At 64.3% G+C, this 11,967-nt stretch carries 11 protein-coding genes; all 11 read right to left on the reverse strand.

What is annotated here, in order from left to right:
* Positions 1-28: 28 nt before the first annotated feature.
* The gene (locus tag CAL22_RS10105) at positions 29-2,542 is read right to left on the reverse strand and encodes a TonB-dependent receptor (RefSeq protein WP_094812745.1); all 2,514 of its coding nucleotides are present in this window, start codon (positions 2,540-2,542) and stop codon (positions 29-31) included.
* 85 nt (positions 2,543-2,627) lie between these two features.
* Positions 2,628-3,542, reverse strand: coding sequence for a FecR family protein (locus CAL22_RS10110; protein ID WP_094812747.1), 915 nt, complete (start codon positions 3,540-3,542; stop codon positions 2,628-2,630).
* 1 nt (position 3,543) lies between these two features.
* On the reverse strand, positions 3,544-4,038 hold the full coding sequence (locus CAL22_RS10115; protein WP_094812749.1) for an RNA polymerase sigma factor: 495 nt from the start codon (positions 4,036-4,038) through the stop codon (positions 3,544-3,546).
* A gap of 169 nt (positions 4,039-4,207) precedes the next feature.
* Positions 4,208-5,188 (reverse strand): D-2-hydroxyacid dehydrogenase, encoded by a 981-nt coding sequence (locus CAL22_RS10120; protein ID WP_094812751.1) that lies wholly within the window; start codon positions 5,186-5,188, stop codon positions 4,208-4,210.
* Entirely contained in the window at positions 5,172-6,122 is a 951-nt protein-coding gene (locus CAL22_RS10125) for a Bug family tripartite tricarboxylate transporter substrate binding protein (protein WP_208621943.1), read from the reverse strand. Before CAL22_RS10125 ends, CAL22_RS10120 begins: the two co-directional genes overlap by 17 nt.
* Positions 6,123-6,204: 82 nt before the next feature.
* Entirely contained in the window at positions 6,205-6,993 is a 789-nt protein-coding gene (locus CAL22_RS10130; RefSeq protein WP_094812753.1) for a class II aldolase/adducin family protein, read from the reverse strand.
* Between the two features lie 98 nt (positions 6,994-7,091).
* Complete coding sequence (locus tag CAL22_RS10135) at positions 7,092-8,018, reverse strand: LysR substrate-binding domain-containing protein (protein ID WP_094812755.1); 927 nt, start codon at positions 8,016-8,018, stop codon at positions 7,092-7,094.
* Positions 8,019-8,075: 57 nt separating this feature from the next.
* A complete protein-coding gene (locus CAL22_RS10140; protein ID WP_094812757.1) occupies positions 8,076-9,023 on the reverse strand; it encodes a transketolase family protein in 948 nt (315 codons plus the stop codon).
* Positions 9,020-9,862, reverse strand: coding sequence for a transketolase (locus CAL22_RS10145; RefSeq protein WP_094812759.1), 843 nt, complete (start codon positions 9,860-9,862; stop codon positions 9,020-9,022). Before CAL22_RS10145 ends, CAL22_RS10140 begins: the two co-directional genes overlap by 4 nt.
* A gap of 10 nt (positions 9,863-9,872) precedes the next feature.
* Entirely contained in the window at positions 9,873-11,129 is a 1,257-nt protein-coding gene (locus tag CAL22_RS10150) for an aminotransferase class III-fold pyridoxal phosphate-dependent enzyme (protein ID WP_094812761.1), read from the reverse strand.
* 104 nt (positions 11,130-11,233) lie between these two features.
* On the reverse strand, positions 11,234-11,965 hold the full coding sequence (locus CAL22_RS10155; RefSeq protein WP_094812763.1) for a GntR family transcriptional regulator: 732 nt from the start codon (positions 11,963-11,965) through the stop codon (positions 11,234-11,236).
* Positions 11,966-11,967: the final 2 nt, after the last annotated feature.

Here is an 11,967-nt window from a genome sequence, read left to right on the forward strand (position 1 = left end):
GCGCGCCCGGCGGGCGTGGCCGCCGGGCTCAGTAGCGCACGCTGTACGCCAGGCCGAAGGTACGGCCCCGGCCGTTGAACTGCAAGGAGTCTGCCGTCATGAGGCCGGCGTAGAGGGTCTGGGCGCGCTGGCTCCACACGGTCTGATAGCGGCGGTCGAACAGATTCTGGATGCCGACGCTGATCGTGCCGTACTTGTCGAGGTCATACCCGCCAAACAGATCGAAGGTCAGGTAGCCTTTCAGACGATTGCCGTCGGCATCGCTGAGGTCAAAGTTGCGGTTGGCCTGCAGCCGCAGGGACGCCGGCCCCGAACGCCAGGCGCCGTAGACCGAGGCCTTGGACGGGCTGGCCAGCGTCACGGTCTGTTTTGCCCAGCCGCCGTCGGCCTGCTGCTGTTCCGAGCGGATGGCCAGCCAGTTGACCCCGGCGCTCCAGCGCGGGTTGAAGGTGTAGTTGAGTTGACCTTCGATACCGTAGTTGCGCACCTTGCGGTCCTGCAAACCCACCGACAGGGTGATCGGCTGAATGGCCAGGGCTTTGTCGGACCACGCATAGAAGGCGGCCGTCTGCAGTTGCCAATCCCCATAATCGCCGCGCCAGCCCACTTCGACCTGGCGGGTCTTGATATTGGCCAGCTCCGACCCGTCGATGGTGACGGCGCTCAGCAGACGCCAGGTGTCACCTTGCAGACGGTAGTTGCCGTTGCCGTAGTACTTGGCCACGTCCACCAACTCGAAACCTTCCGAGTAGTTCAGCCAGGTCTGCTGCCGGGCGTCCAGTTTCCAGAGCAGGCCTGCGTTGAACAAGGTGGTGTCATAGGCATTGTCGCCGCCCGGAATGGCCTGCGCCTGCGTGCCCAGGCCGTTTTGCATGAGTACTTGCTGCGGCACCGGCACGAAGTCGCTCAATTTGACCTTGTTGCGCTGCTGGCGCAGCCCGCCGCTGAGCGTCAGGCTGTCGGTCAGCCGCCAGTCACCCTGGGCGAAGGCCGCCCAGGTATCGGCGGTGTAGCTGGGATAGCGCTGCAGATTCGCCAGGTTGTCGAAGTCCAGCCCCCCCGAAGCCAGAGCGCGGTTCCAGTCGAAGTAGGCCGTGCCGCCGTTGAACTTCTCGCGCGAGAACTCCAGCCCGTAGGTGAGCTTGAAGGCCTCCCAGTTCTTGCTGAGCGCGGTCTTCAAGCCCCAGGTATCGGTGTTCTGTTGCGAGGCGCCGTAGTAGAAGCCGCGGCGGCAAGCCGCTGCCGTGGGGCAGCTGCCGTCGTTATAGGTGAACTGGTTGGGGAAGGGGTAGAAATCCAGTTTTTCGCGGCGCCAGTACGCCTGGGCGAACAGGTCCTGGCCGCCCAGCACATCGCGGGCGTTGTAATCGGCCATCAGCAAGGCGCGCTCGGTCGATGGCTTGACGTCGGAGTCAAAGCCTTTACGGATATCGAGCAGATCCGAATTGGCCGGGCCGGCCAGGGGGATGGCCCCCTGCAGGTTGCGGCCCAGATAGAGCGCCCGTCCGGGGTGGAACTCCGAGTGATAGAACTGGCCCAGCAGCTTGAGCGACTGCTTGTCATCGAGTTTGATGTCCAGGGTGCCGGAGAGATCGAGCGCCCGGTTGTATTGCAGATCGGTCTGCGTGATGTCGGGCGTAACCTGTTTGCCGCTGGCGTCATAGGCCGCGCCGTTCTGGGCATAGGCCAGCGCCAGGCGGCCGAAGACCTGCTCGGTACCGCCCTCGACCGACTGCGCGACGCGCCAGTCGAAGTCCTCCGAACCGGAAAATCCGCTGCGGCCGGCGACTTCGCTGGTAAACGTGGCCGGTCCGGGCGCGCCGCGTTTGGTGACAATGTTGATGATCCCGCCCGTGGCGCCGCCGCCATAGACGGAACTGGCGCCAGACAGCACCTCGATGCGTTCGATATTGAAGGGCGAGATCGAGTCGAACTGGCGGCTGATATTGCGCATCGAATTCAACGACACGCCATCGATCATAATCTGCGCACTGCGGCCGCGCATGTTCTGGGAGTAGTTGGTCCGGCTTTGTGAGCCCAGGTCCAGGCTGGGGACCAGGTTGCCCAGCACTTCGGACAGACTGGCGCCGCCGCGGGCCTGCTGTTCGATCTGCTCGCTGGTCAGATACCAGACGGTGCGGGGCAGTTCGCTGATCGTGCTGGGCGCGTAGCCGCCCACGACCACCACATTTTCGAGTGTCTGCGCAGCCACTGGCGCCGACTCGACCAGGACCGCGCCAGGCCCGGTAAAGCGCCAGCTCAGGCCGCTGCCGGCCAGCACACGGTCGAGCGCCTGAGCCGCGGTGTATTGCCCGGCGATGGCCGCTGCGCGCTTGTCCTGGGTGAGCGCGGCGGGAAAGGAAATCTGTAATTGGTACTGCCGGCCCAGCGTCAAGAGCGCGGAATCCAATGACTGAGCCTGTAACTGCAGGCTTTGCGGCGTTTCGGCCTGTGCCTGGACGGCGGTGTGGGACAGGGCCAGCGCGAGGGCCAGGGCAATCGGGCGCAAATGTTGTTTCAGCGATGCGGGTTGGGGCTTCATAGGGGTTCCTTGCTGGGGTCTTTCCGTATAGACGCAACCCGGAGGCCAGAACCCTACCCCCCCCCAGCCAAAATTTTTTTGCGCTTCAGCGCCGGGAGACCCAGGCCCAGTTGCCCAGCCGGGTGACTTTTCCGCCGGCGGCGCGCGCCAGCGTGTCCAGTGCCTGCGGGTGTTGCACGGACACGAGGGAGCTGATGCGTTGCTCGCCCAGGCCGCCGGCGATCCAGACGCGAGCGCCGGTGTAGCGCGATAACTGATCTACGGCGTCTTGCAGGCTGACATCGCGCAGCATGAGCAAGCCTTCGGCCCAGGCCGCTTCGCCGAGGGGGTCGAACCGCTGCGCATGCATGCCGCCGGGGCCGGCCTGTACACGCTGACCCGGTGCGAGCACGGCAGGCGGCGTATCCGGGCCGCAGGCCAGACATTCCACCCGCACCCGGCTTTCCAGCACCGACACGATCGTTTCGGCGTCCTGGCGATTGACCTCGTATCGCGTGCCCAGGGCGGTCGCCCGGGCCTGAGGGGTGTCCACGGAGAAGGGGCGTGCGGCGTCGGGCGCCACGGTGAACAGAGCACGGCCGTGCAGCAAGCGTACCCGCCGCTCATGGGGCTGGAAATCCAGCTCGATGGCCGCGCCGGCGTCCAGCACGACCTGGCTGCCGTCGGGCAGACGGGTGGTGAGCACCTGGCCATCGGCGCTGGCGATGACGTTGGCCGGCGGCGGGACCTGCCGGGCCACCAGCCACCCGGCGACCAGCGCCGCACAGGCCACCGCCGCGATCGCGCGGCGGCGCTGGGTGCCGCGCACATTGCGGCGCAAGGCCTGACCGTCTACCTGGTTCATCTGCTGCCACAGATGCGCGATGCTGTCATAACAGGAGGCGTGGTCGTCGCGCGCGCCATACCAGCGCTCGAAGGCCGGATCGGGCAAGTCGGCCGGGCTGGCGCCATTGCGGCGGACCACCCATTGGGCCGCGCGGCGTTCGATGGCAGCGTCCATGTCAGTCCTGGGTCATGGCGAGCCGGCACGCCAGCAGCACCCGGGTCATGTGCTTTTCGATGGTCTTCAGGCTCACGCCCAGGCCATCGGCGATGTCGGCATAGCTCTGCCCGTCGATTTTGTGCATCAGAAAAATCTGGCGCGTGCGCAGGGGCTGGGCCAGGATGGCGGCTTCCAGGCGCGCGATGAGTTGGCGCAAGGCGACGACCTCGGCCGTGTCAGGGCTGGCGGCGTCGGGCAATTGGAATTGGGCGTAGCGCTCGATATTGCGGTTTTCGGCCGCTTGCCGGCGTTGCAGGTCGATGGCCAGGTTGGCCGCCACCTGAAACACATAGGCGCGCAGATTGCCGATGGGCGCGCTCAGGGTGTGCGTGCCCGCCAGTTTGATCCAGGTTTCCTGGGCGCAGTCCTGGGCGGACTCGCGAGAGCCCGTGCGGCGGGACAGGAAATCGACCAGCTCGCGGTAATGCGTGGCGACTGTGTCGGCAAGCTTCATGGCGTGGGCGGCGGCTAACGTTCGGAGCGCGAATTATAATGAGAAACGTTATCAGCATGAAGGAAAAAGCATCTGCTTTCGCGCCGCGCCGGCCCGCCCAGACCGGCGCCCAGGCGCGCGCCGGGCCTTTGCGCCGCCACGCGGCGCGGCTAGGCCCAAGCCGGGCGCGTTACAGGCTGAACAGGTTGCGCAGCGGCTGCCCGCCAGCCAGCCGGGTGAGGTTATCGACAAAAATACCGCGCACGCGGTCGGCATTGCCGCTGGAAAACGCAGCGCTATGCGGGGTGACGATGACGTTGTCCAAATCCCACAACGGAGAATCCGCCGGCAGCGGTTCCTGGTGAAACACGTCCAGAAAAGCGCCTGCCAGCCGGGCGTGGGCGAGCTGCTCGATGAGCGCGGTTTCATCCACCACATGGCCGCGCGCCACATTGATCAACATGGCATGCGCTGGCAGCAGCGCCAGCGCCTCGCGGCTGACCAGGTTCTGCGTCAGGGCGGTCAGGGGGCAGGCCAGAATCAGCCAATCCGCCTCGGGCAGGGCCTCGGCCAGCCGGCCATAGGGTAGGCTGCGTGCGGCTTCGGCCACCGGCGCATCGGAGTGCCGCAAGACCGTCAGGCTCATCCCCAAGGCTTTGAGGCTGGCCCCGATACGCTGGCCGATGCCTCCCCAACCGACGATGACGGCATGTTGACCCGCCAGGTCGCGGGGCTCGCGCTCGCCCAGCGTCTGCCAGCGATGCTCGCGCTGCTGCCGGGCAAGCAGCGGCAGCTTGCGCGCCAGCGACAGCAGACCGGCCAGGGCGGTTTGCGCCACGACGGCATCGCTGGCGCCTTGCGAGGTCGTCACGCTCACGCCGCGGGCGGCCAGATCGAGATAGATCTGGCGGTCGGCCCCCGCCGAATGCACATGCACCCAGCGCAGGCCGGCATTGCCGCGCAGTGCATCGTAGTAAACGGCCGTCGCGGGCTCGACCTGGAATTTGGTCGAATTGCCCGTGATGTCGCGCGAGATGAAGGCAATGTCAAAGGCCTCATCTGGCCGCTGCAGCCGCCACGAGAAGGGGGCCTGCGCCAGGGCCTGGCTCAGGCGAGGCGCTTCGGCCTCGGAACAGAGAATGCGCAGCGCGGTGTCAGTTGGTGGGGGCATCGAATTTCTTTACGAGGATGGCCCACTTATCGTATTCGCTCTTGATGAAGCTGGCGAATTGTTCCGGCGTGCCGCCAAGCGGCTCGGCGCCTTCCTGCAGCATCTGGGTTTTCAACGCGGGCAAGGCGGCATTGACTTCATGGTTGATGGTGGCCACGACCTCGGGCGGCGTGCCCTTGGGCCCAAAAAAGCCGAACCACGACCCGGCGTCAAAGCCCGGGTAGCCGGATTCTGCGATGGTCGGCAGATCGGGCAGGGTCGATGAGCGCTTGATGGTACTGACGGCCAGGGGGCGCAACTTGCCGGCGCGAATCTGCCCGATGACCGACGGGATGGTGGCGAACATGAAGTCCAGCCGGCCGGCCAGCAGATCGTTCAGGGCATCCGCGCCTTTATAGGGAATGTGCGTCGCTTGCGCGCCGAGCTGATCCATCAGCATATAGCTCGACAGATGGGATGAGGTGCCGACCCCGGTCGACCCATAGTTAAGCGGCTCTTTGCGCGTCTTGGCATAGGCCAGGAAACTCTTGATGTCCTTGGCGGGCGAGGAGGGCGGCACCACCAGCACATTCGGCACGGTGGCGATCTGCACCATGGGCACCAGATCGCTCAAGGGGTCATAGGCCAGCTTCATCAACGACGGGTTCACGGCGATCGGGCCGACCGAGTTGACGATGAGCGTGTATCCGTTGGGCTCGGCACGCACGACGTATTCGGTTCCGATATTGCCGCCCGCGCCGGGCCGGTTCTCGACCACGAAAGGCTGGCCCAGCTTGCGGGCCAGGATATTGGCCGTGCTGCGGGTGAGCGTATCGGTCGTGCCGCCGGCCGAGAACGCAACCACGGTCTTGACCGGGCGTTCGGGGTAGTCGGCCGCCTGGGCCGAGGTACAGGCAAAGACCAGCAAGGCACTGGCCAGCATCGGGTGCTTCATGGTGTCTCCTCGAGAGCGCGATGTTTTTATGGTTTGCCGGACGGCATCTGACGGCCGCCCGGGTCATGCCTGATGCGCCGCTTCAGAGCCGAAAGCCCGGATCCATGCGGTCGAGTTTGCGCAGCAAGGCGGGCCACTCCATGAGCCCATAAGGCCGGCGCGTACCGGGCTGGTAGTTGTTCCAGGTTTCTTCGAGCACTTCCGGCGGCACGGCCTTGAACGGGCTGCCTGCGGCCATGGCCGCCAGTTGCGAACGGCAGGCCAGTTCCAGCCGGTGCATCCAGTTGAATGCTTCGCCCACCGAACGGCCCACCGTGAGCGCGCCGTGGTTGCGCAAGATGAGGGCTTCGCCCGAACCCAGGTCGGCGATCAGCGAGGCCTGCTCGGCCGTATCCAGCACGACACCCTGATAATCGTGATAGCCGATCTTCAGAAAGCGCATCGCCGTCTGCGTGATGGGCAACAAGCCGCAGTCCAGCGAGGACACCGCCATCGAGGCCCAGCTGTGGGTGTGGATCACGCAATCGACGTCGTGGCGCGCGCCATGGATGGCGCTATGAATCACGTAGCCCGCCTTATTGATCCCGTAATTCAGATCGCCGAAATCCGGACGGGACAGGATCTTGCCGTCCAGATCCACCTTGACGAGGCTGGATGCGGTGATCTCCTCGTACATCATGCCGTAGGCATTGATCAAAAAGGCATTGTCCTCGCCCGGCACACGCGACGAAATATGATTCGCCATCATGTCCGACATGCCATAGAGGGCGACCAGCCGATAACAGGCGGCCAGATTGACGCGCGCCTCCCATTCTTGGGCGGAGCACTGGGATTGCAGGGAAGGAATGGAAAGTACGCCGGGTGCTGTCATCACGATCCGAGAGGTGGGTGGCGCCGTCTGGCGACCGGTCGTGAGGACTTTATCGGGCTTGCTGGTCGCCGCCTAGACATCCAGGCGGCATGGGGGCATCATAAATCGAGAAGGGTGGCGCCCGGCCAACTGCCGTGGCGCACCAGACTGCGCATGACATCGACCAGCACCACGCGCGTGGCCAGCGCCGCCGGCGAAAGCTCATCTTCGTTCAGGCAGCTCACCAGATTGCGGCGGAACAAATAAGGATCTTCAATCGGGTGCATGTCGAGCAGCCCGCTCTCGACGCGGGCCACGGCCGCGCCGGGTTGAATGGTCGCCATGGCATTGGCCTGCACGATGTCCATGAGCGTGGTCAGCCCATCGATCTCCACGGCGATCCAGGGTTCGCGTCCCGCGCGCTCGAACGCGGCCTGCACCCAGGCGCGCAACCCATGCGCCTTACTGGTCACCGCCAGGGGCAGGCCGGCCAACTGGTCGATGTTCACGGGCTGGCCGTCGGGCAGGGCGAGCAAACCGCGCCGCGCCAGCAAAAACAGCTTCTCGTCCAGCACCGCGACGGCATTGCGGCTCTTGCCGCCATCGTTTTGAAACAGCACCGCCAACTCCAGACGGCGCGACGCCAGCGATTCATTCAGATTGCCGGACAGCCCCTCGACCAGATGCAGCCGCACGTTGGGATGACGCTCGGCCATGGCCGCGAAAAAATGCCGTGCCACGAGCGAAGCCGTCGTGGGCGTGAAGCCCACGCTGACCATGCCGGAGAGCCTGGCCTCGCGCGCCGCCGCCACGGCGCTCTCGGCATGGCGCAGCGTCAACTGCGCCTGACGCAAGAAGGCCTGCCCGGCCGGCGTGGGCACCACCCCCGTCGGGCTGCGCAGCAAAAGCCGCGTGGAGAGTTCGCTTTCCAGGCGGCTGATCTGCTGGCTGAGCGCCGAGGCCACCACATCGAGGTCACGCGCGGCGCGGCCGATACTGCCCAATTCGGCCACGCGCACGAAATAACGGAGTTGTCGCAGTTCCATGGCGCCCAGGGTAAGCGTGGCGCCGGGTCCTGGCAAGGCGCCGATGCGGGCGCCGTGTTAACGCAGGGCCAGGAATGCGCGCGCTATCGCCGGCGCATCCATGCCGAGCTCACGCATGAGATGTTCCGTGCTGGCTCCATAAGCAAAAACGTCTGGCACGCCAATCCGGCCAAACCGTAAGGCACGGCCGCTCTCGGCTATCCCCTCTGCGAGCGCCGACCCCAAGCCTCCTATGATGGAGTGATTCTCGATGGTAAGGACGGTGCCCGCAGCGAGCGCCGCGTCCAGCACGGCGGCTGGGAGGGGCTTGAGATGGGTGACAGCGGCGACGGCGACCTGTTTGCCTTCGGCACTAAGCAAATCAGCTGCCGCAAGAGCTAGCGGTATGCTGAGCCCGCAGGCAAGCAGCAGGCCATCGCGCCCGTCGCGCAGTGTGGCCATTCCGTTGTCGGCTTGCGGGTAGCGTTCGCGCTGGGGGCGAGCTCGGGTCAGGCGCAGATAGACCGGGCCATCATAGGCCAAGGCCGCCTGGACCGCCTCGCCGGCCTGGCCCGGAGCCGGTTCGATGATGTGCATGTTGGGCAGGGCACGCATCAACGCAATATCGTCGATCGCCTGATGGCTGACTCCGAGCAACGTGTCAACGCCAGGAATGAAACCAACCACCTTGGCATTGGCACGGGGGTAGGCCAGTTGCATGGCAAGCTGGTCATAGGCCCGTCGTGTTGCAAAGACGCTGAAGGTATGCACGAAAGGGATGCGTCCGCAGCGCGCCATACCGCCTGCCATGCCCATCATATTGGCTTCGGCAATGCCGACCTGGAAAAATTGCTGGGGCAGTTGGTCGCGCAGGAGGTCTGTTTCGGTTGGCCCGCTCAGATCGGCCGTGAGTGCCACGATGCGCGGGTCACGGCGCGCTGCGTCCAGCAGAGCCTGTCCATAAGGTTTCTCTATCTCGCCCGTACCGCTGCGATCCGTGAAGTCATTGACAGTAAGGCTGCTCATACTTTGACCTCGTTCAGTTCTTGCAGGGCTCGCTCAGCCGCCTCGGGCGGCAATCGGAGGTTATGGCCCAGTATTCCCTCTAGTGAGGGGGCGCCTTTGCCGACCAAGGTGCGAGCAATCAGGCAATGCGGTTGGCCTGGCGTGCTGCGCGTTCTTGCGAATGCCGCCAAGACGGCTTGCATGTCATTGCCGTCGATGTCCTCCACGCGCCACCCGAAGGCGCGCCACTTGTCACCGAGCGGCTCGTGGGGCTGTACCTGGTTCACGTGTCCCTCGACCTGCATATCGTTGGCGTCGATGACGAGACACAGGTTGTCCAATCCCCAATTGCCGGCAGCCATGGCGGCCTCCCAGACCTGGCCTTCCTGCAACTCACCATCGCCGAGCATGACGTAAACACGGCTATCGGCACCGCTGCGCCTGAGTGTGGCAGCCATGCCCACACCGACCGATAGCCCCTGGCCCAGCGAGCCGCAAGTCGCCTCGATCATCGGCCCAAGGCGCTCGGAAGCGTTGATTTCCAGCGCTGATCCATCCTCGCAATAGGTTTCCAGGCGAGAGCCGTCGAAGTAGCCCCGCGCAGCTAAAGTGGCGTAGAAAATGGCGGTATTGTGAGCTGTTGAGAGGATGAAACGATCGCGGTCAGGCCAATCGGCCTGGTCAGGGCGTAGCCGCAGTTCGGAAAAATAGAGTGCCGTAAACAGATCGGCGGCCCCCAATCCTTGTTGCACATAACCTTGGCCGGTGCGGGCCACCATTTTCACGACCTGTTTGCGAAGTGCGAGGGCAATCCCTTGCAGTTCGGCGGTGTCTTTCGTGGGCGCGGATGACAAGCTCATGATGAGGTCCTCAAAAGGCGGCAGCCACGCGGGAAAATGCGTGGTCTGTCACTTCAAGCGCTTGGTCGATGTCTTTTTCGGTATGCGCCAGGCTGAGGAACATGTTGTGGCGATGATGCAGATAGACGCCCTCCCGCAATGCCGACGCGGCAAAGCATGCGCCCTTGGCCTGACCGGGGTCATCCTCAAAGAGAACCATGGGCAGCTGCACCGGACCGCTTTGGCATATGGCTAGCCCGTGCCGGATCGCCTGGGCATGCAAACCGTCGCGCAGACGCTGGCCCATGCGCTGCAGATACGCGGGAGCCTCATTTTGCTCAAGGACGTCCAGCGTGGCCAGGGAGGCAGCCATCGCGGTTCCTCCCATCCAGAAAGAGCCGGTGATGTAGATGTCTTGCGCTGCGCGGCGCCAGTTCTCGCCGCCGGTGACAGCGGCCAGTGCATGACCGTTGGCAATCGCCTTGCTCCAGGCCGACAAGTCTGGACGCACATTCAGGGATTCCCAACTGCCAGCCAGCGACAGTCGCAAACCCGCCCGGACTTCGTCTATGACCAACGCCGCGCCTTCGGCGTCGCACAGCGCACGGGCCCGTGCTGCGAATGCAGCATCGGGCAATTCCTGGTGCTGGCCCAAATCATGCCGGAACGCCGATACGAGAATCGCGGCCAGGTCATTGCCAGCCTGGCGTGCGGCGGTCTCGAGGCTTTCGATGTCGTTGTATTGAAAATAGATCAAATGCGCCCGGTCCTCGGCAGTGACGCCAGCCAATGACGGTGTGCACCAAGGCACCGCGCCGTGATAGGCGCCTTTGGCGAGCAGAATCTTGCGTTTCCCCGTGCCGGCGCGGGCGATCATGACAGCCGCTGTCGTGGCGTCGGTGCCGTTTTTCTGAAACATCGCCCAGTCGGCGTGGGGCAGCAGCCCGACCATGCGTTCAGCCAACTCGACAAATCGGGCGGATGGCCCATTCATACAGTCGCCTTGCTCCGCTTGGCGGCGCGCGGCTGCCTCGATGACGGGGTGCTTGTGCCCCGCGATCACCGGCCCCCAACTGCACATGAAGTCCAGATACTCACGTCCATCCACGTCCCAAAGACGGCAACCTTCCGCTCGCGAAAAGAACTGCGGATAGCCCTCGGGCAGGCCGCTCGCCCGCAGGTGACCATACATTCCTCCCGGGATGACCCGGTTTGCGCGGTGGCGCAACGCCGCATCCTCAATGCCAATGCGGGTGCCAGGATCTACTACCGTTGAAATGGCGGTCATCTTTTTTCCTGTCTAGGCGTTACCGGTCTTGGAGCAAACACGATACAGGATATATGATGTTTTAAAGTGTGCAAAGCGACACGTAGGGTCCGTGCAACAAGGACTCAGGCTCGCGGGGTGCGCCGAACGGTTTTGGTCGACGATTTTTTGACGGGCTCGATGTCTTGTCCGTCGATGGTTTCCAGATAAGCGACAAACTGCTGGCCGCCCTCGATCAGATCCTGTTCGACCGCGTTCGATAAGGCCGGCGCATCGCCGGCTTGCAGAGCGGCGATGATGCGCGTGTGCTGGTGGTCGCCCTGATAGCTGGGGTGGCCATGCGGGTAAAGATAGTTCAGCAGCGGCCCAGCCTGTATCCATAGCCGCTCGAGTATGTCGGTCAACTGACTCATGCCGGAGCGGCGGTAGAGGGTGAAATGGAAGTCGAAGTTGGATTTCACGGCCTGGGGATAGTCCCTTTCTTTTTCAGCCCTCACAAGCGTGGCGTGAATAGTCTGGAGCTCGGCGATGAACTCGGCATCCACATGGGGCAGGGCTTCGACGGCAGCGAGCGGCTCGAGCAGGAGTCGCAGGCGCCTGATCTCCATGTACTCAGCCAAAGAGAGCCGACGCGTCAGAAAGTAGTAGCCCGCTTTCATTTCGACTGCGCCGTCGTTGGTGAGCAGCAGGATGGCTTCGCGGACGGGCGTTTCGCTGACCCCCAGGTCGGCGGCGAGCTCACCGATCTTCAGGCGCTCTCCAGGTTGAAAGCGGCCCGACATAAGGCGATCGCGCAAAGTGCGATAGACCTGAGCCGTGAGGCTGGAGCGGACGACAGAAGGTTTGGAGATGGCCATGG

It is taken from the genome of Bordetella genomosp. 12 (genome assembly GCF_002261355.1).
Classification (GTDB): Bacteria; Pseudomonadota; Gammaproteobacteria; order Burkholderiales; family Burkholderiaceae_B; genus Bordetella.